Below are 17,882 nucleotides of genomic sequence, written 5' to 3'. Positions count from 1 at the left end.
TGGCAGATCAACCTCCCAGATGCCAGCACGCCTGCTGTGAGCTCCCTGGGCACATGCGCCCCGCTATGATTGCCGTTGTGAGTGAGACAGCGTTTACCCAACTGAGCACCTACATCGACTCCCGCCGGGACCACCTGCCGGAGGCGGTGGGCGAAGCACTCGCCCGCGCCCGCGAGGACGCCGGGGAAAACGGCGTGCCGGTTCCCAGCCAGGTCGTGGGCGATCTGCTGTCCGTGCTGGCGGCGGGCAACGATGCCGCCCAGGGCGCGGTCGCGGTGACCCCGGCCGCGGGTGTTGCAGGCCTGCACATCCTCGCTGGTCTGCGCGAGAAGGCCACCCTGACCTGCATCGAACCGGAGGCGGCGCTGCAGGCCGGCGCCAAGGAGGCGTTCCGCGCCGCGGGCTTCGCACCGTCGCGGGTGCGTTTCCTCACCTCCCGCCCGCTCGATGTGATGGGCCGGCTGGCAACGGGCGCGTACCAGCTCATCTACGCCGACGTCTCGGCCGTGGAGTTGCGCCCGCTCATCGACGCCGCGTGGCCCCTGCTCGCCCCCGGCGGCACGCTCGTCATCGCGGGCTCGCTTCTCGACGGCACCGTGGCCGACCCCACCCGCCGCGACCGCGAAACTGAGGCGGCGAGGGAGGCGGACGCTTTCGTCGATACGCTGGCGCTCGAAGAGGCCGCCATTGCGCGCCTGCCTCTCGACGGCGGGCTGACGCTCCTGACCAAGCGGCGCTAAATCACCTCGTTTTTGCCCACGCACACCACGCCGCTGTCGGAGACGTTGAAGCGCTCACGGTCGCGTTCGGGGTCCACGCCGACGATCTCCCCGTCGGAGACGTAGACGTTTTTGTCCAGGATGCAGTGGCGCACCACCGCGCCCTTGCCCACGCGCACGCCCGGCATCAGCACTGAGCCTTCCACGGTGGCGCCTTCCTCGACGCGGACGTCGGTAGACAACACCGAGTTGCGCACTGTCGCGCCCGAGATGATGGAGCCGGACGCCACGATGGACTCCTGCGCGATACCGCCCATGACGAACTTCGCCGGCGGCAGGTTGTCCTCATCCGTGGCGTGAATGGGCCACGCCTTGTTGTAGAGGTTAAACACCGGGTGCGAGGAAATGAGGTCCATGTGGGCTTCGTAGAACGAGTCCACGGTGCCCACGTCGCGCCAGTAGCCGCGGTCGCGCTCCGTCGCGCCCGGGACCTCGTTGCGGGAGAAGTCGTAGACGTTCGCCTCGCCCTGGGACACGAAATACGGGATGATGTCGCCGCCCATGTCGTGGGCGGAATCCTCATTCTGCTCGTCCTCCAGCAGCGCCTGGATCAGCGCCTCGGTGGAGAAACAGTAGTTGCCCATGGACGCGAACGTGGTCTCCGGGTCGTCGGGGGTGCCCGGCGGGTCCGACGGCTTCTCCAAAAACTCCCTGATGGTGCCGTCGTCTGCCGACTGGATGCAGCCGAACGCGTGCGCCTCCGAGCGCGGCACGCGGATGCCCGCCACCGTCGCGGCCTTGCCCGAGGCGATGTGGTCCTCCACCATCTGCGAAGGATCCATGCGGTAGACGTGGTCCGCGCCGAAGACCAGCACGTAGTCCGGCGCGTCGTCGTAGATCAAGTTCAGCGACTGCACAATCGCGTCCGCCGAGCCCGAGTACCAGCGCTTGCCGCGGCGCTGCTGCGCCGGCACGGACGCGATGTACTGCTGCGTCGGGCCGGAGACGTTCCACGCCGTAGCGACGTGGCGGTCCAGCGAGTGCGACTTGTACTGGGTCAGCACCGCGATGCGCATATAGCCCGCGTTGACCAGGTTGGACAGGACAAAATCAATGAGACGGTAGTTGCCGCCGAATGGCACGGCCGGCTTGGCGCGGTCGGCGGTCAACGGAAACAGACGCTTGCCCTCACCGCCGGCGAGGACGATGGCGAGAACCCGAGGCTGGCTTTTCATACTTTCAAGGCTAATGAGAAATCCAGGTCCCTGCAGGGAATCGCGCGGGTAAGTAGGCTCGGCGGTCATGAAAGTCGGAATGTTCACCCGCGAATACCCACCGGAGGTCTACGGCGGCGCCGGCGTCCACGTCACCGAACTGACGCGCTTCATGCGCGACATCGTCGAGGTGGACGTGCACTGCATGGGCGCACCGCGCGACGCAGCAGGCGTCTACGTGCACGGCATCGACCCCGCGTTGGCGGAGGCCAACGGGGCGATGAAAACACTGTCCACCGGCCTGCGCATGGCCGACGCCGCCGCCGGGCTCGACGTGGTGCACTCCCACACCTGGTACGCGGGGCTCGGCGGGCACCTGGCCGGCCAGCTGCACGAAATCCCCCACGTGGTCACCGCCCACTCCCTGGAGCCGGACCGCCCGTGGAAGCGCGAGCAGCTCGGCGGCGGCTACAACGTCTCCTCCTGGTCGGAGAAGAACGCCTTCGAGTACGCCGATGCGGTTATCGCGGTCTCTGCCGGCATGAAGGAAGCGGTCCTGCGCGCCTACCCGCGTATCGACGACACTAAAGTCCACACCGTCCTAAACGGCATCGACCCGGAGAAGTGGTACCCCGATTCCGGCACCATCGCCGAGGAGCTGGGTGTGGACCCGGACAAACCCGTTGTGGCCTTTGTCGGGCGCATCACACGCCAAAAGGGTGTGGCCCACCTGCTCAAGGCCGCCCAATCCTTCGACGAGGACATCCAGCTCATCCTGTGTGCCGGGGCCCCGGACACCAAGGAGATTGCGGCGGAGACCGAAGGGCTCGTCGAAAAGCTGAAGGCGTCGCGTGACGGCGTGTTCTGGATCCAGGAAATGATGCCGCCCGAGAAGGTGCGCGAGGTGTACTCCCTGGCAGATGTTTTCGTCTGCCCGTCCATCTACGAGCCGCTGGGCATCGTGAACCTCGAGGCGATGGCGTGCGAGACCGCCGTGGTAGCCTCGCGCGTCGGCGGCATCCCGGAAGTCGTCGTCGACGGCGAAACCGGCGTGCTGGTGGACTACGATGCCAACGACACTGCAGGCTTCGAAGCCGCCTTGGCCGAGGCCGTCAACGCCGTCGCCGGCGATGCCGAGCGCGCCGCCGCCCTGGGCGCGGCCGGGCTCACGCGCGCCAAAACCGACTTCTCCTGGGCGACCATCGCGCAAGAAACCGTAGAGATTTACAAGGGGCTGAAGAGATGACCGTTTACCGTCCGGAACTGCACGTCACCGCCGAGGCCGGCATTCTCGAAGGCCCCGCCGGCATCTACCGCACCGGTAAGGCAGCCGAGCGCGTGTGGAACATGTTCTACCAGTACCGCCCCACCCCCGACGCGCCAAGCCGCTGGGGCCACCAGCAAAGCGCAGAAGACGCGTTTAGCTGGATCGACTGCCACGACGTCATCGTGCCCGTCGGCGGCGAAATCGCCGTTCGCGCCGGCAGCGTCTCCGCCGCCGGCGACGGGGTGGACCTGTACTTCACCTCCGCCACCGCCGCCGGCAACACCATCCAGGTCGCGCACGTCCCCCACGTCGACGAGCTGTGCTCCGACCTCGACGAGGACGCCGACCTCGACGTCTCCGGCGCCGCAGCCCGCCTCGGCGCCGTGGTCGAAGACGTCGCCGGCGTGAGCAACTTCCGCTCCCCCTGCGTCGTGCCCGACTGGGACGCCGACACCGACCGCGACGACGACCACGACGGCTGGCTCATGCTCGCCGTCTCCGGCCCCGAAACCGCGCCGAAGCCAGTCGTGCTCACCTCCGACGACGGCCGCGACTGGAAGCTTGAAGGCGTCCTCGAATTCGAAGGCGACACCGGCTTCGACCTCGACACCTCCTTGGTCGCCCCGCGCATCGTGCGCCTGCGCGACGAAGTGGACGGCCAAATCCGCGACGTTTTGTTTGTCACCCTCGAGCGCGACGGCAAAGACACCGCCGTCTACGCCGTCGGCGAGCTGCACGGCCACACCTTCCGCGTGGACACGCCGTTTACCATCGTCGACCACGGCCACGACTTCACCCGCCCCCGCAACACCACCTACAACCTGGTGGAAATGGCGAAGCTGTACGAGCGCGCCTACCTGTACGGGTTCATGACCAACACCGACCGCGCCGGCGACCCCACCCAAGAACCCAACTGGGACGCCGAAGGCTGGGCTAACGCCCTGACCTTGCCGCGCCGCATCACCCTGCAGGGCGGCCGCCTCTACCAGGTGCCCGCCCCGGGGCTTCCGGACGCGGTGGACAGCACCGACCGCGCCCGCATGTGGGCCGGGCTCTGCGAGGTCGCGCCGGGAGCCTCCGTCGTCGTAGAGGTGCTCGACGGCGACGGTGAACCGGGCGTAGAGATCACCCACTCCGGCGACCAGATCGTCCTCGACCGCAAGGACGGCTCCCCCGCCAGCGCCAAGCTCCACGACGACGACGAAGACAACATCACCGTCATCGTCGACGGCTCCACCATCGAGGTCTACGCCGGCGGCGGCAGCGTGGTCATGTCCTCGCGCGTATGGCTCAACGGCGGCTGCTCCGGCATCCGCACCCGCGCCTACAACGGCGCGGAAATCCACTCCGAGTGGCGCCGCGGCTACGTGCGCTAACGCTTAGGCCTTGCGCATGCGGATCAGCTGCGCACGCGCGGTGACCCGCATCTGCTCCGGCAACTCCGCCAAGCGGGCCTGAAGCGTGTCGCGATCCAGGTGGCGCGCCGACGGGCTCATACCCACCTGGGCGGCGATAGCGTCGCGCTCCAGCAACATCGGGAACTCAATGAGCTCCGGATCCGCCGCCGGGACCAAGTGGCCCTCGGACTGAGCGATGAGGCGCTCGACCTTGCCATCTTCGACGCCGAGGATGCCCAGCGGCTCGCGCAGCTCATCCAGGTGGCCTTGGTCGGCGACGAGCATGACGGCCTCGCCGCCGTCGACAAGCACGCGCGCGAACTCGGCCGGGTTGCGCGGCGCGAACACCACCGCCAGCGCGTGGATGGAACCGGTGCGGATCGGCAGCTGATCCCACACGTCCGCCACCACAGCGCCCACGCGCGGGTGGGCCTTGGCCAGGTGCTTCGCGGCCGGCACAGACACATCCAGGCCAACGCCGCGCGCGCCCGCGATCAGGTCCAGGGTGTGGGCCAGGTAGTAGCCGGTGCCGGCGCCGGCCTCCATGATCACCGGGTGTTCGGTCTCGCCGGCGGCGCGCTCCACAACGTCGGCGAGCGCGTCGGAGACGGCCTCCACGAACGGGGCGAAGTGGCCGTTGGACAAAAACGTCTCGCGGGAGTTGACCATCTCCAGCGAGTCACCCTCGTGCCCGATGCCCTTGCCAGCGGCGAGGGTGACGTAGCCCTGCTTGGCCACGTCATAAGAATGCCCCGATTCGGAGACGAGACGGGAAAAATCGTCTTCGCCCCGAAGCGGGGTGAGGTCTGCCGGGTCGGCGAGCACGTCCACAATGTCGTTGAGCATGTGGCGATACTACCGCGTTCGGCGCGTTAGGCTTCTGCGGCCTCCGTGAGCAGTCGGCCGAGCTCGCCGGCCTCCTCCTTGGACAGCTCCACCACGAGGCGGCCGCCGCCGTCGGACGGGATACGCATCACGATCTTGCGGGACTCCTCCACCGCTTCCATCGGGCCACTGCCGGTACGCGGCTTCATTGCTGCCATTCGTCTACGCTCCTTTTACTTCGCGATAGTTGACGTAGACGATTCTACCTGAGCATCCTGCCTCTCGACGGGCCCAAGGTTGCCGCCAGCCAACTGCTCCAGCAGCGCATCCACCTGATCCATGCGGTAGCCGCGGTGCACGACCTCGAGCTGGATATCGCCGAAATTGCCCTCCTCCACGGCGCGGCGGTTGGCTTCCTTGACCTCGGCGGTCGGCGGCATCGGCGGCTGCGCCTCGCCGCGGCCGAAGACGGAGGCGAACACGCGCACGCCGATGATGCTCAGCAGCGCGAGGATGAGGATTAACACGATCCAGGAAAGCATGCCGGTTAGTTTAACCGTCCACCCAGGCGGGGCGCTCGCGGACCTGGATTTTGCCCACCCCGGCGCGCGCCAAGATCGTGCGGGAGACCACGTCCGCCATGGGCCCCAGCTGCGTGAGCGGGCGGTTGCGGTGCGTGCGCGGGCTCAGCTCGGCCTGGGCGATGGAGGCGGGGGTGTGGGTGGAGGCGACGTCGATGAGCAAGCCAGCTTCGACGCCGTAGCCTGCGACGAACGGAAGACCAAGGGCGGTGGAGCGGCGGATGGCGTACTCGCCGGCGAGTGGCTGGCGGATGTGCGCGAGCTGCGGGAACAGCGCGCGCAACAGCGGCTTGGCGGTCAGCTCGGTGACACGGCCGCCGGCGCGGGCCCGCTCGTAGGAGGCCTTGACCAGGTGAACGCTGTCGTCGCTAAAAGGTTCGGCGAGCGCGTCGACCCACCACGGTTCCAGCGAGGTCACGTCCGCGTCCACGAACACCACGACGTCGCCGGTGGCCGCCTTCACCCCGCGCCACAGGGCCTCGCCCTTGCCCTCCCACGGCTCGCGCGGGTCCACCTCGCGCCATGGCACCACCCTCGCGCCTGCGGCTGCGGCGCGTGCGGCGGTGGCGTCGATGGAGTCCGGGTCGATCACCAGCACCTCGTCGGCGCTCGATGCCAAACACTTCTCGACGACACCGCCCACCGTCTCCTGCTCATTCAACGCGGGAATGACCACACTGACTCTCACGCGAGCCCTCGCACAGTGTGCAGCGGGGCCATCTCGCCTTGGATCGCGGCGGTCATGCGGATCACGTCCAGCGTGGCCTCGACCTCGTGCACGCGGAACGCCGCCACCCCGCGCGCGGCCGCCCACGCGGTGGCGGCGAGGGTGCCGGGGACGCGCTCGGTGATGTCCGCGCCGAAAAGCCCACGGTCCAGCGTCTCGCCGACGAAGTCCTTGTTCGACAGCGCCATCAGCACCGGCCAGCCGGTGGCTACCAGCTCGTCCACGCGCCGCAAAAGCTCCAGGCCGTGGTAGGTGTTCTTGCCGAAGTCGTGGGTCGGGTCGATGAAGATGCGCTTTTCCGGCACGCCCAGCGACGCCGCGCGCTCGGCCAGCGCCGTGGTTTCGGCGATGACGTCGGCGACCACGTCGTCGTAATGCACCCGGTGCGGGCGGGTGCGCGGAGTGATCCCACCGGTGTGGGAGCAGACGTAGCCCACCCGGTGGTGGCCGGCGACCTCCACCAGCTCCGGGTCGAAGCCGGCCCACGTGTCGTTGATCAGGTCCGCGCCGGCGGCGACCGCGGCCTCGGCCACCGGCGCGCGCCACGTGTCCACGCTCAACGTCACATCCGGGTGGCGCCCGCGCGCGGCGGCGATCAGCGGCACGACGCGATCGATCTCCTCGGCCACGTCCACGTCGTCACCGGGACCGGCTTTCACACCGCCAACGTCGATGATGCTGGCGCCGGCGGACACGGCGTCGTCGATACGCAAAAGTGCTTTCTCGGAGGCGAACGTCGCGCCCTTGTCGTAGAACGAGTCGGGTGTGCGGTTGACAATCGCCATCACCTCGGCGAGCTGCTTAGTCATCCTTGAGGCGCTGATCCGTCATCACCTTGTGCTTCTCCACGATGTGCGCCACCGCCTCGTCCACCGAGTCGGTGACCAAAAACAGCTTCTCGTCGCCCGGCGAAATCAGCCCGCGGCCCAGCAGCTGCTCCTCGATCCAGGCCACCAGCCCCGACCAGAACTCGGTGCCCATCAGCACAATCGGGAAGTTGGTGACCTTGCCGGTTTGCACCATGCACAGCACCTCGAAGACCTCGTCCATCGTGCCGAAGCCGCCCGGCAGCGCGATAAACGCCTGCGAGTACTTCAAAAACATGGTCTTGCGGGCGAAGAAATAGCGGAAGTTCAGCCCCAGATCCACCCAGTCGTTCAAACCCTGCTCGAACGGCAGCTCAATGCCCAGGCCCACCGACAGGCCGTCGGCGTTGTGCGCGCCACGGTTCGGGCCCTCCATCAAGCCCGGGCCGCCGCCGGTGATCACCGCGTAGCCGGCCTCCACCAGCGCCCTGCCCACGTCGTAGGACAGCCGGTACTCGTCCGTGCCCTCCCCCAGGCGCGCCGAGCCGAACACGGTGACGGCCTTCGGCATCTCGCTGAGTGCGTCGAAGCCCGCGACGAACTCGCTCTGGATGCGCATCACGCGCCACGGGTCCTCGTGGCGCCACTGGCTGTCCGCGTGCCCGAACGCCTCAAGCAGGCGCTGGTCGAACGTGGACGCCTGGTGGTCCGAACCGCGTAGCGCGATCGGGCCGCGCAGCTTCCGGTCGCGCTCCGGACGGGGGATGTTCAGCGGGGCCATTGACTACTCGCTTTCGTTAACGCTCAGGTACGACATCAGCTGCTCGAAGACCTGCGTGATCTGGTCCGTCGGGCACTGCTCGTCCTTCTTGTGGGCAAAACCAGGGTCGCCGGGTCCGAAATTGACCGCGGGAACACCCAGGCTAGAAAAGCGCGCAACGTCCGTCCATCCGAACTTCGCGCGGAAGTTCCCGCCTACAGCCTTGACTAGGCCGGCGGCCACCGGGTCGCCCAGGCCGGGCAGTGCGCCGGGCGCGATGTCGTCGTAGGTCAGCGTGAGCCCGTCGTCAAGCGAAAGCGCCTCCTCCAAGTGCGCCTTCGCCTCCTCCACGGAGCGGTCCGGCGCGTAGCGGAAGTTCACGATCAGCCGCGCGTGATCCGGGATGGTGTTGGTGGCCACGAAGCCCTCCAGGCCCACCACGTTGAGGCCCTCGCGGTACTCGCAGCCGTCGATCTCCACGGCGCGAGGCTCGTAGGCGGCGATGCGCGTGAGCACACCGGCCAGATCGTGCGCGGCGTTGTGGCCGAGCCAGCTTCGCGCGGAGTGCGCGCGGGTGCCGTGCGCGTCCACGAACACGCGGATGGTGCCCTGGCAGCCGGCCTCGATGATGGCGCCGGACGGCTCGCCGAGCAGCGCGATGTCGCCCTCGAGCCACTCCGGGTGGTCGCGCTCCAGGTGGTGCAGGCCGTTGTACTCCTGCGCGACCTCCTCGCCCTCGTAGGCGATGACGGTCAGGTCGTAGGCGGCTTTGCCCGGCTCGGCCAAGCGCGCGAACGCTGCCAGGTAGCAGGCCATGCCGGATTTCATGTCGACGGAGCCGCAGCCGTGCAGGGTGCCGTCGACAAGCTTGTGCGGCGTGTTGTCCGCGAGCGGGACGGTGTCGATGTGCCCGGCCAGGACCACCCTTGAACCCAGCCCGAAGTTCGTGCGCGCCACCACCGTGTTGCCGAAGCGCTCAACCTCCGCGTGCTCGAGGCCGCGAAGCGCGCCTTCGACGGCGTCCGCGATCGCCTCCTCGTGGTGCGAGGGCGACTCGATGTCCACGAGCGCCGCGGAAAGTGCAATTGGGTCGGCGAAGAGATCTAAGGAAGTCACACGGCGATCCTACGTTTAGACTCGCAGGCATGTCTCAAGGAGCGCGCGCCGTCGGAATCGCCAACATCGCCATGAACGGCACCGTGCTGGACACTTGGTTCCCGTCGCCGGAGCTACTGCCTATCGACGGCACCTCCGGCACCCACCGCGTCTCCGCCCACGAACTCAGCCCGAAGTTTCTGAAACTTATTGGCGCAGACCACGACCGGCTGGTGGAACTCGTGCCGGTGCGCACCGTCATCGCGGACCTGGACGCACCACCCATTGACGCCCACGACGTGTTTTTGCGCCTGCATCTGCTTTCGCACCGCATGGTGGAGCCGCTGTCGATCAACATGGCCGGCGCGCTGGAGCTGCTGCAGCCGGTGGTGTGGACCAACAAAGGCCCGTGCCTGGCAGACAACTTCGAAACCGTGCGCACCAACCTGCGGGCGCGCGGGCTGATCCACGTCTACGGCATCGACCGGCTGCCGCGCATGGTGGACTACGTCGTGCCGTCCGGGGTGACCATCGCCGAAGCCGAGCGCGTGCGGCTCGGGGCGTACCTGGCCGAGGGGACTTCGGTGATGCGCGAAGGCTACGTCTCCTACAACGCCGGCTCGCTGGGACCTGCGCGGATTGAGGGGCGGCTGTCGTCGTTCGTGGTGGTCGGCGGCGGGACCGATCTGTCGCTGTCGTCGGCGCTGATGGCGTCACGGGTCAGCGAGTTTGAGCGTGCACCGATGCGGGTCGGGCGGGACTGCCGGCTGCACCCGTCTGCCGGCGTGATCGGGGTGGATCTAGGCGACCGGTGCGAAATCGGCGTCAACGTCATGCTCGAACCGGAAACCATGGTCTTCGACGTGGAAACCGGCACCCAGGTGCCTGCGCGGACCATCGCCGGGCGCGCGGATCTTCGCATCGAACGCGAACCGTTTTCCACCTCGCCGGTGGTGCGGCGGCGCACTTTAGGCGTCGATTAGCGAAAAGTTGCGGTATATATTGCCCTTGACGCAATAGCTTGCGTTTAAGGTGTTCGACATGTCGACACCAGTTTCCCCCGTCGCGGATTCCACCGCGCTCGCCCGCGGGCTGAAGACACGCCACCTGACCATGATGGGCCTCGGCTCCGCCATCGGCGCCGGCCTGTTTCTGGGCACCGGCGTGGGCATCGCAGCCGCCGGGCCCGCCGTGTTGATCGCGTACGTCATCGCCGGATTCATCACCGTCTGCTTCATGCAGATGCTCGCCGAAATGGTCGCCGCCAGGCCGTCCTCCGGCACCTTCTCCACCTACGCCGCCCAGGCGTTCGGCCCGTGGGCCGGATTCACCATCGGCTGGCTGTACTGGTTCATGATGATCATGATCATGGCCGTGGAAATCACCGGCGCCTCCGCCATCGTCGCCGCATGGTTCGGCATCTCGCCGTGGATCCCGGCGCTGGTGGCCATCGTGGCGTTTACCGTGATCAACTTCTCCGCCGTGAAGAACTTCGGCGAGTTCGAATTCTGGTTCGCCCTGATCAAGGTCGCGGTCATCGTCGCCTTTTTGATCATCGGCGTGGCGCTGTGGCTCGGGCTACTGCCCGCCAGCGGATTCGTTGGGCTGGAAAACGTCAGCGAAGTCGGCTTCATGCCCAACGGCTTGTCCGGCGTGGCCACCGCGCTGCTAGCCGTGGCGTTCGCGTTCGGCGGCATTGAGCTGGTCACCGTCGCCGCCGCCGAATCCGAGGACCCGCAGGCGGGCGTGCACTCCGCCATCCGGTCCATCATCTGGCGCATCTCCGTGTTCTACATCGGCTCCGTGCTGCTGATCGTGCTGCTTCTGCCCTTCGACCAGATCGGCGGGGCCGACTCCGCCGCCGACTCCCCCTTCACGGCCGTGCTCGAGCTGGCCAACATCCCGGGCGCGGTGGGCATCATGGAGGCCGTCATCGTCGTGGCGCTGCTGTCCGCCTGCAACACCCAGATCTACGGCTCCTCGCGCTTCCTGCAAAACCTCGCCGTGCGCGGCGACGCCCCCGCCTCCTTCGCCCGCACCGACGCCCGCGGCGTGCCCATGCGCGCCGTGGTGGTCTCCGTCCTCTTCGGCTTCGCCGCCGTGGCACTGCAGTACTGGAACCCGCCGGGCCTGCTCGCGTTTTTGCTCAACGCGGTCGGCGGCTGCCTGATCGTGCTGTGGATCGTCGTCGCCCTGTCGTTCGTGCGCATCCACCCGAAGCTCGTCGCCACCGGCGAGATCACCGAGGTGCGCATGTGGGCGCCGGCTGTCCTGCCATGGGTCATGATCGCGCTCGCCGCGGGCGTCATCGCGCTAATGCTGGCCGACTCGGACGGGCGCTTCCAGATGCTCGCCGTCACCGTCGTCGTCGGCGTGATCGCCATCGCCGGCGTGATCCACCAGAACGTGCAAAAGAAGGCGGTCGCGTGATGGCCGGAGGGACGTCGACAAGCAACAGCGATCTCGGCTCCGGCCTGAAATCGCGGCACCTCACCCTCATGGGGCTCGGCACCGCCGTGGGCGCCGGGCTGTTCCTCGGCGTCGGCGTGGGCATCCGCGCCGCCGGGCCCGCGATCCTCATCGCCTACGCGATCGCCGGGCTAATCGTCATCGCCGTGATGCGCATGCTCGGCGAAATGGCCGCCGCGCACCCCTCCTCCGGCTCCTTTGCCACCTACGGGCGCATGGCGTTCGGCCACTGGGCCGGATTTCTGCTCGGCTGGATCTACTACTTCCTGCTGATCATGGCGTGCGGCGCCGAACTCACCGGCGCCTCCGCCATGATGGCCGGCTGGTTCGGCGTGCCGCAATGGGTGCCCGGCCTCATCGTCGTGGTCGTGCTCACCGCCGTGAACCTCTCGCAGGTCAAAGGCTTCGGCGAGTTCGAGTACTGGTTCGCCATGATCAAAATCGCCGTGATCCTGGGCTTTTTGGTCATTGGCGTGCTGCTGTGGGCCGGCGTGCTGCCCGCGAGCGGGTTCGTCGGCTTCGGCAACGTGCGCGAATCCGGCTTCGCCCCCAACGGCGTCGCCGGCATCGCCGCAGGCCTGCTCGCGGTGGCGTTCGCGTTCGGTGGCATCGAGGTGGTCACCATCGCCGCCGCCGAATCCGAAGACCCCGCCGACAACGTCAAACGCGCCGTCAATTCCATTATTTGGCGCATCGCGCTGTTCTACATCGGCTCCGTGACCGTGATCATCCTGCTGCTGCCCTACGCCGCCATCGACGGCGCGGACTCCGCCGCCGACTCCCCGTTCACCGCCGTTTTGGAAATGGCCAACATCCCGGGCGCAGCCGGGTTCATGGAGGTCGTGATCGTGCTCGCGCTTCTGTCCGCGTTCAACGCGCAGATCTACGGCACCTCGCGCCTGGGCTACCAGCAGGCGCTCGAGGGCGACGCGCCGGCGTGGATGGCGCGCACCAACGCCGCCGGAGTACCGCGCAACTCCGTGCTCGTCTCCGTATTCTTCGCGTTCGTGGCCGTGGGCCTGCAGTGGTGGAACCCGCCGGGGATGATCGACTTCATCATGTCCGCCACCGGCGGCTGCCTCATCGTCACCTGGATCATGATCACCTTGAGCTTTATCAAGCTCCACCCGCGCATCAGCGCTTCCGCGGTGCGTGTGCGCGGCGCGGCGTGGGTGCCGTGGGTGACCCTGGCGGCGCTGCTGGGGCTGACAGTGCTCATGCTTTTCGACGACGCTTCGCGCTCCCAGGTCATCAGCGTCACAATCCTCTCCCTGGGCCTTGTGGCCCTGTCCTTCCTCACCCGTGACCGGGGTGCCGTAAGGTGACTGGCATGAATTCCCCAACTTCCGCTATCGCGCGCGGCGTCGCCACCATCACCCACGACGGCACCGTGCTTGACGTCTGGTACCCCGCCCCGTTAGTAGATGAGCCGGTTGAGGAAACCGGGACGCGTCGGTTGGCAGAGCCCGACGCCCGCTTCGAAGACCTCGTCGGCCCCGACGAGGCCCGCGGCGTGGCGCGCGTGGCCGTGGAAACGGCAATCAAGGACCTGGCTGAGCCGGCCGTGGACGCCTACGACGTCTACCTGCGCCTGCACCTGCTGTCGCACCGTCTGATCCGCCCCCACGGCGCGAACATGGACGGCGTGTTCGGCCTGCTGTCCAACGTGGTGTGGACCAACTACGGCCCCTGCGCCGTCTCCGACTTCCAGATGACCCGTGGCCGCCTCGCCGCAAAGGGCCCGGTCGTGGTGTTCTCCGTGGACAAGTTCCCGCGCATGGTCGACTACGTCGTGCCGTCCGGCGTGCGCATCGGCGACGCCGACCGCATCCGTCTCGGCGCCCACCTCGCCGAAGGCACCACCGTCATGCACGAAGGATTTGTGAACTTCAACGCCGGCACCCTCGGCGCCTCCATGGTTGAAGGCCGTATCTCGGCGGGCGTTGTCGTCGGCGACGGCACCGACATCGGCGGTGGCGCCTCCATCATGGGCACCCTGTCCGGCGGCGGCAAGGAAGTCATCTCGCTCGGCGAGCGCTGCCTCCTCGGCGCCAACGCCGGCGTGGGCATCTCGCTCGGCGACGACTGCATCGTCGAAGCCGGCCTCTACGTCACCGCCGGCACCAAGGTCGTGCTCACTGCCCCGGTCGCCGAGGCGCTGGGCAAGGAGCCCGGTGCCGAGATCAAGGCACTGGAGCTCTCCGGCGCGAACGGCCTGCAGTTCCGCCGCAACTCCGTTTCCGGCTCCGTCGAGGCGGTTCCCGCAAAGGGCATCGAACTCAACGAGGCCCTGCATGCCAACTAAGGGATACATTCCCCTGCTCAGTGACGCAGAGCTGACCCTGCTCCCCTGGCGCGAGGTACCCTCGCTGCCGGGGATCCGCGACGATCTCGTCGCGTCCTGCAACGACCCGGACATGGTGCGCTGGACCACCATCCCAAATCCCTATACCGGCGAGCACGCCGACGATTTCCTGCTGGATCCACCCGAGGGCGTCCACAGATGGGCCTACGTGGTCGACGGCCGCTACTGCGGCAACATCGAGATGCGCCCCGGCGGCGTACTGGGATATAACACCGCGCCGTGGGCCCGCGGACAGGGGCTCACCGCCCGCGCGCTGCGACTTGTCGCCACCCACGCGTACACCCAAGGTCTGCGGCGGCTAGAACTGCACATCGTCGTGGACAACGCTGCCTCGCGCCGCACGGCTGAGAAAGCCGGCTACACCTTCGACGGGCTTCTTCCCGACCCGGTGCGCCTGCGCGGCCACGAGGACGCGCTGGCCCGCTACGTCCTCCCCGCCCCAGACGAGGCGGAGCCGAACAGCACCTCCATCGCCCCGTAGGGGTGGTACCGGTTCGCCGCCGGGATCCCGTTCGGCGAGACCCACCTCGGGATCCCTTTGACGCGTTTGACGCTGCCGCGCCTGTTCGCGTGCGAGGCGATGTCGTGGTTGATCTGGTTGTGGTAGCGGCACACCGGCACGAGGTTGCGCATGTTCGTCTCGCCGCCTTCGGCCCACGACTGCATGTGGTGGATCTCGCAGGCATCGGAGCCGTGTCGGCAGCCCGGCCACGGGCACACCGTGAGCGTGATCCGGGCGAGGTCGCGCTGCTTGTCGTTGGCGTAGCGCTGCGTGTGGTAGAGGTTTACCGCCCCCTCGTTCGGGTGGAACAGCGCGACCTCTGCTAGCTCGGGTTCCATTGCCAGGTATTCGGCGCCGGTGATGGTCGTGCCGTCCGTGAGCCCGAGGATCACGTCGTCTCCGTCGCCGGAGAGAATCTGCACGTGCTGGTCCAGCCCCACCACCACAATCGGGCGGCGCACGGCAAAGGGTATGCCCCCGCCGCAGCCGCGGACCAGATCGAGGAATCTTCGCAGCATCTGCGGTCCCGGTGGCTTGGTCGGGTCGAGGTCTTCGCGTAGGTAGTGCTCGATGTCGGCGGCGTCGTGCTCGTCGGCAGTGATCTGGATCGAGCGCCTGCCGTGCACGGACCGTCCGAACCTGACCTGCAGCTTCGGCTTTGTCCGTGCCGGTTTGAGAATCAGCCGGTCGGCCTTGGCTTTCAGCTCGTGGTGGGTGCTGAACGTTTCCAGCAGCTTGCGGCGCACGCGCCACCGCTCGGCTTCGTTCGGGATCTTTTTTAACCGGTCTTCGATGTAGACCAGCTGGCTCAGCGGGAATGCTTCGGCGGCCTTGCGGGCGAGGCGTTGGTGTTTGGTCCACCGTGTGGGCCCGAAATAGACCTTGTGGATGGCCTCCCACTTGCTGGCCAGGTTTGGCATCACGCCGGCGGCGATGGCGGCGCGCTTGTCAAAGCCTTCAAGCACGCGGATGGTCGGTTGTGTGTTCAGAAACTCTTGGAATGGTGTCATGGCAGACAAGCTATGACCGCGCAAGCCCCAAATCTAGACCCGGTCGAAAATGTGGATAACTTTTCCTGAGAATTTCACAATCACCAGCTAAACGGCTGATTTTGGCTTTCCGAAGGTCCAGAATTTGTTGATGATGAAGTTCACCGGCATGGCAATGAACGTCGAAATCGCTTGCGCCCAGTAGGACTTGGTGCGCAGCCCGGAGGAGTCGTCGAAGATGTGGTCCGGCAGGCCAATCGGCGTGGTGGGGTTCATCAGAAGCGTCATGCAGGTCAGCGACACCGCGAACGCGAGCGCGCCGGTGGCCAAAAACGGGAAGAAACCGCGCAGCCAGGTGCGCGCGTGCACGCCGCGGAAGGTCCAAGAGCGGTTGAGCTGGTAGTTCCACGTGTTAGCCAATACGAACGCAAGCGTGGACAACACGTGGTACCAGCGCACGTTCCAGCGGGTGGCACCGAGTTGCATGACTACGTCGTTGGCATGGAGGTCAAGGCCGTTTTCCAGGGCCTTGTTGGCCAAGTAGAACACGATAAAGTTGACCAGCACGCCGGAGCCGCCGACGATGCCGAAGCGCAAGAACTGGCGCAGTCCGGCGACGAATCGCACCGCGGTGCTCCCGCCGGCTGGGGCGGCGGTGTGCTCGTGCGTCACGGCAACCTCCTCGAAAAAGTACGCAAAACTTATGTAACTGTAGTCGTGGGAGGTCCGCGTTAAGAAATCAGGCGCTTTGCGGCTTCGCTGATGCGCTCGTCGGTGGCGGTCAGTGAGATGCGCACGTGGTTCGCGCCGGCGGGCCCGTAGAAGTGGCCGGGAGCTGCCAGGATGCCGCGGTCTGCGAGCCATTCCAGGATTTCCCGCGAGCTCATTGCTTCTCGACGGCACCAAAGGTACAATCCGGCATCAGAGTCGTCGATAGTGAAGCCAGCTTCCGGCAGCGCCTTCATGAGCTCGAGACGGCGCATGGCGTAAGTTGAGCGCTGCATTTCCTCGTGCAGGTCGTCGCCGAGGGCCGCGACCATGGCGGCCTGGATGGGGCCCGGCACGATGAGGCCGGAGTGCTTGCGCACGAGAAGCAGCTCCTGCACCAGCTCCTCATCGCCGGAGATGGTGCCGGCGCGATACGACGCCAGGTTGGACGTCTTGGACAGCGAATGCAGAGCGAGTAGGCCGGTGTTGTCGCCGCCGGTGACGGACGGGTGCAGGATGGACACCGGCTCGGCGGACCAGCCGAGGTAGAGGTAGCACTCGTCGGAGGCGATGATCGCGCCAGTTTCACGGGAGAACTCCACCCACGCACGCATCTGGTCTACGGACGCCACTGCCCCGGTCGGGTTCGACGGGGAGTTGACGAAGACTAGCGCGGCGTCGCGCGGGGCGGCCGCGGGGTCGTCGCAACGCACGACTTCGCATTCGGCCATCAGGGCGCCGACTTCGTAGGTGGGGTACGCGACCTCCGGGATGACCACCTTCGCGCCACGCAGGCCCAGAAGCGTGGGCAGCCACGCAACGGCCTCCTTCAGGCCGATGACGGGCAGCACAGAGCGCTCGTTCAGCCCGGCGATGCCGAAGCGGCGCGCAAGCGAGGAGACGATCGTGGCGCGCAGCTCGGGCGTGCCGGCGGTCTGCGGGTAGCCGGGGGCCGCGGCGGCTTCGGTCAGCGCGAGCTGGATCGACGGAGCGACCGGGTCGACGGGGCCGCCGACGGACAGGTCAATCAGCCCGCCTTCGTGTGCGGCCGCGCGCTCGCGCACGTCCGCGATGGTGTCCCAGGGAAAATCTGGCAGCCGCGATCCGAGTGGAGTGCGTGCCAAGGCCTAGTCCTGGTTCTGCGGCGGCAACGCTGCGACGAACGGGTGGTCGTAGTCCTGCGGGCCGGTCTTGGCGGCGCCGCCCGGGGAGCCGAGCTCGTCGAAGAAGCCGACGTTGATGTCGTAGTATTCGCTCCACTCGTCGGGAGTGTCGTCCTCGTAGAAGATGGCCTCGACCGGGCATGCCGGCTCGCAGGCGCCGCAGTCGACGCACTCGTCGGGGTGGATGTAGAGCATGCGCTTTCCCTCGTAGATGCAGTCGACGGGGCACTCTTCAACGCAGCTGCGGTCCATGATATCGACGCACGGTTGAGCAATCACGTAAGTCATGGCAAAC

Annotated in this window: 20 protein-coding genes; 8 read left to right on the top strand and 12 right to left on the bottom strand. The window is 67.2% G+C overall.

The annotated features are described in order from the left end of the window. Positions 1-65: 65 nt before the first annotated feature. Positions 66-740: an O-methyltransferase gene (locus CAFEL_RS04325; RefSeq protein WP_194560288.1), complete on the top strand. Its 675-nt coding sequence runs from the start codon at positions 66-68 to the stop codon at positions 738-740. On the opposite strand, the gene glgC is transcribed toward CAFEL_RS04325, so the two are convergent. Then, positions 737-1,954: a glucose-1-phosphate adenylyltransferase gene (gene glgC / locus CAFEL_RS04320; RefSeq protein ID WP_194560289.1), complete on the bottom strand. Its 1,218-nt coding sequence runs from the start codon at positions 1,952-1,954 to the stop codon at positions 737-739. The two genes, CAFEL_RS04325 and glgC, sit on opposite strands and share 4 nt — an antisense overlap. Positions 1,955-2,021: 67 nt before the next feature. Here glgC and glgA point away from each other — a divergent pair, with 67 nt between their 5' ends. Continuing rightward, positions 2,022-3,179: a glycogen synthase gene (glgA, locus tag CAFEL_RS04315; RefSeq protein ID WP_194560290.1), complete on the top strand. Its 1,158-nt coding sequence runs from the start codon at positions 2,022-2,024 to the stop codon at positions 3,177-3,179. Next, positions 3,176-4,576, top strand: a complete 1,401-nt coding sequence (locus tag CAFEL_RS04310; RefSeq protein ID WP_194560291.1) for a GH32 C-terminal domain-containing protein — start codon at positions 3,176-3,178, stop codon at positions 4,574-4,576. Before glgA ends, CAFEL_RS04310 begins: the two co-directional genes overlap by 4 nt. 3 nt (positions 4,577-4,579) lie before the next feature. Here the strand turns inward: CAFEL_RS04310 and CAFEL_RS04305 are convergent, their stop codons facing one another. Genes CAFEL_RS04305 through dapE form a run of 7 tightly spaced genes read right to left on the bottom strand, consistent with a single transcriptional unit; the run spans position 4,580 to position 9,412 of the window. Beyond that, the gene (locus CAFEL_RS04305) at positions 4,580-5,443 is read right to left on the bottom strand and encodes a class I SAM-dependent methyltransferase (protein ID WP_194560292.1); all 864 of its coding nucleotides are present in this window, start codon (positions 5,441-5,443) and stop codon (positions 4,580-4,582) included. Between the two features lie 26 nt (positions 5,444-5,469). Beyond that, positions 5,470-5,640 carry a DUF3117 domain-containing protein gene (locus CAFEL_RS04300; protein ID WP_070475087.1) on the bottom strand — a complete coding sequence of 57 codons (171 nt, stop codon included), beginning with the start codon at positions 5,638-5,640 and terminating at the stop codon, positions 5,470-5,472. A gap of 15 nt (positions 5,641-5,655) precedes the next feature. Beyond that, positions 5,656-5,964 (bottom strand): cell division protein DivIVA, encoded by a 309-nt coding sequence (locus tag CAFEL_RS04295; protein WP_194560293.1) that lies wholly within the window; start codon positions 5,962-5,964, stop codon positions 5,656-5,658. A gap of 10 nt (positions 5,965-5,974) precedes the next feature. After that, on the bottom strand, positions 5,975-6,691 hold the full coding sequence (locus tag CAFEL_RS04290) for a glucosyl-3-phosphoglycerate synthase (RefSeq protein ID WP_194560294.1): 717 nt from the start codon (positions 6,689-6,691) through the stop codon (positions 5,975-5,977). Next, positions 6,688-7,539 (bottom strand): dihydropteroate synthase, encoded by an 852-nt coding sequence (gene folP / locus CAFEL_RS04285; protein ID WP_228496373.1) that lies wholly within the window; start codon positions 7,537-7,539, stop codon positions 6,688-6,690. The genes CAFEL_RS04290 and folP overlap by 4 nt, the downstream gene beginning before the upstream one ends. Further along, positions 7,532-8,317, bottom strand: coding sequence for an LOG family protein (locus CAFEL_RS04280; RefSeq protein ID WP_194560295.1), 786 nt, complete (start codon positions 8,315-8,317; stop codon positions 7,532-7,534). Before CAFEL_RS04280 ends, folP begins: the two co-directional genes overlap by 8 nt. A gap of 3 nt (positions 8,318-8,320) precedes the next feature. Beyond that, on the bottom strand, positions 8,321-9,412 hold the full coding sequence (gene dapE / locus CAFEL_RS04275) for a succinyl-diaminopimelate desuccinylase (protein ID WP_194560296.1): 1,092 nt from the start codon (positions 9,410-9,412) through the stop codon (positions 8,321-8,323). 29 nt (positions 9,413-9,441) lie between these two features. Here dapE and CAFEL_RS04270 point away from each other — a divergent pair, with 29 nt between their 5' ends. Genes CAFEL_RS04270 through CAFEL_RS04250 form a run of 5 tightly spaced genes read left to right on the top strand, consistent with a single transcriptional unit; the run spans position 9,442 to position 14,706 of the window. Further along, on the top strand, positions 9,442-10,374 hold the full coding sequence (locus CAFEL_RS04270; protein ID WP_194560297.1) for a 2,3,4,5-tetrahydropyridine-2,6-dicarboxylate N-succinyltransferase: 933 nt from the start codon (positions 9,442-9,444) through the stop codon (positions 10,372-10,374). A gap of 58 nt (positions 10,375-10,432) precedes the next feature. Then, a complete protein-coding gene (locus CAFEL_RS04265; protein ID WP_194560298.1) occupies positions 10,433-11,821 on the top strand; it encodes an amino acid permease in 1,389 nt (462 codons plus the stop codon). Then, positions 11,821-13,185: an amino acid permease gene (locus tag CAFEL_RS04260; RefSeq protein ID WP_194560495.1), complete on the top strand. Its 1,365-nt coding sequence runs from the start codon at positions 11,821-11,823 to the stop codon at positions 13,183-13,185. Before CAFEL_RS04265 ends, CAFEL_RS04260 begins: the two co-directional genes overlap by 1 nt. 5 nt (positions 13,186-13,190) lie before the next feature. Continuing rightward, positions 13,191-14,165, top strand: a complete 975-nt coding sequence (dapD, locus tag CAFEL_RS04255) for a 2,3,4,5-tetrahydropyridine-2,6-dicarboxylate N-succinyltransferase (protein ID WP_194560299.1) — start codon at positions 13,191-13,193, stop codon at positions 14,163-14,165. Next, positions 14,155-14,706, top strand: a complete 552-nt coding sequence (locus CAFEL_RS04250; RefSeq protein WP_194560300.1) for a GNAT family N-acetyltransferase — start codon at positions 14,155-14,157, stop codon at positions 14,704-14,706. Before dapD ends, CAFEL_RS04250 begins: the two co-directional genes overlap by 11 nt. On the opposite strand, the gene CAFEL_RS04245 is transcribed toward CAFEL_RS04250, so the two are convergent. The 4 genes from CAFEL_RS04245 to fdxA form a co-directional block, all read right to left on the bottom strand. Next, positions 14,649-15,737, bottom strand: coding sequence for an HNH endonuclease signature motif containing protein (locus CAFEL_RS04245; RefSeq protein WP_194560301.1), 1,089 nt, complete (start codon positions 15,735-15,737; stop codon positions 14,649-14,651). The genes CAFEL_RS04250 and CAFEL_RS04245 overlap by 58 nt on opposite strands. Positions 15,738-15,824: 87 nt before the next feature. Beyond that, the gene (locus tag CAFEL_RS04240) at positions 15,825-16,388 is read right to left on the bottom strand and encodes a GtrA family protein (RefSeq protein WP_290172272.1); all 564 of its coding nucleotides are present in this window, start codon (positions 16,386-16,388) and stop codon (positions 15,825-15,827) included. Positions 16,389-16,447: 59 nt separating this feature from the next. After that, positions 16,448-17,548, bottom strand: coding sequence for a succinyldiaminopimelate transaminase (gene dapC, locus CAFEL_RS04235; protein ID WP_194560302.1), 1,101 nt, complete (start codon positions 17,546-17,548; stop codon positions 16,448-16,450). Between the two features lie 3 nt (positions 17,549-17,551). Then, positions 17,552-17,875, bottom strand: coding sequence for a ferredoxin (fdxA, locus tag CAFEL_RS04230; protein WP_194560303.1), 324 nt, complete (start codon positions 17,873-17,875; stop codon positions 17,552-17,554). Between the last annotated feature and the right edge of the window lie 7 nt (positions 17,876-17,882).

The sequence above is a fragment of the Corynebacterium afermentans subsp. lipophilum genome, assembly GCF_030408375.1.
In the GTDB taxonomy this organism is placed as follows: domain Bacteria; phylum Actinomycetota; class Actinomycetes; order Mycobacteriales; family Mycobacteriaceae; genus Corynebacterium; species Corynebacterium lipophilum.
Note: the sequence above shows the minus strand (reverse complement) of the source record. Positions and strands in the feature narration are given on the sequence as shown.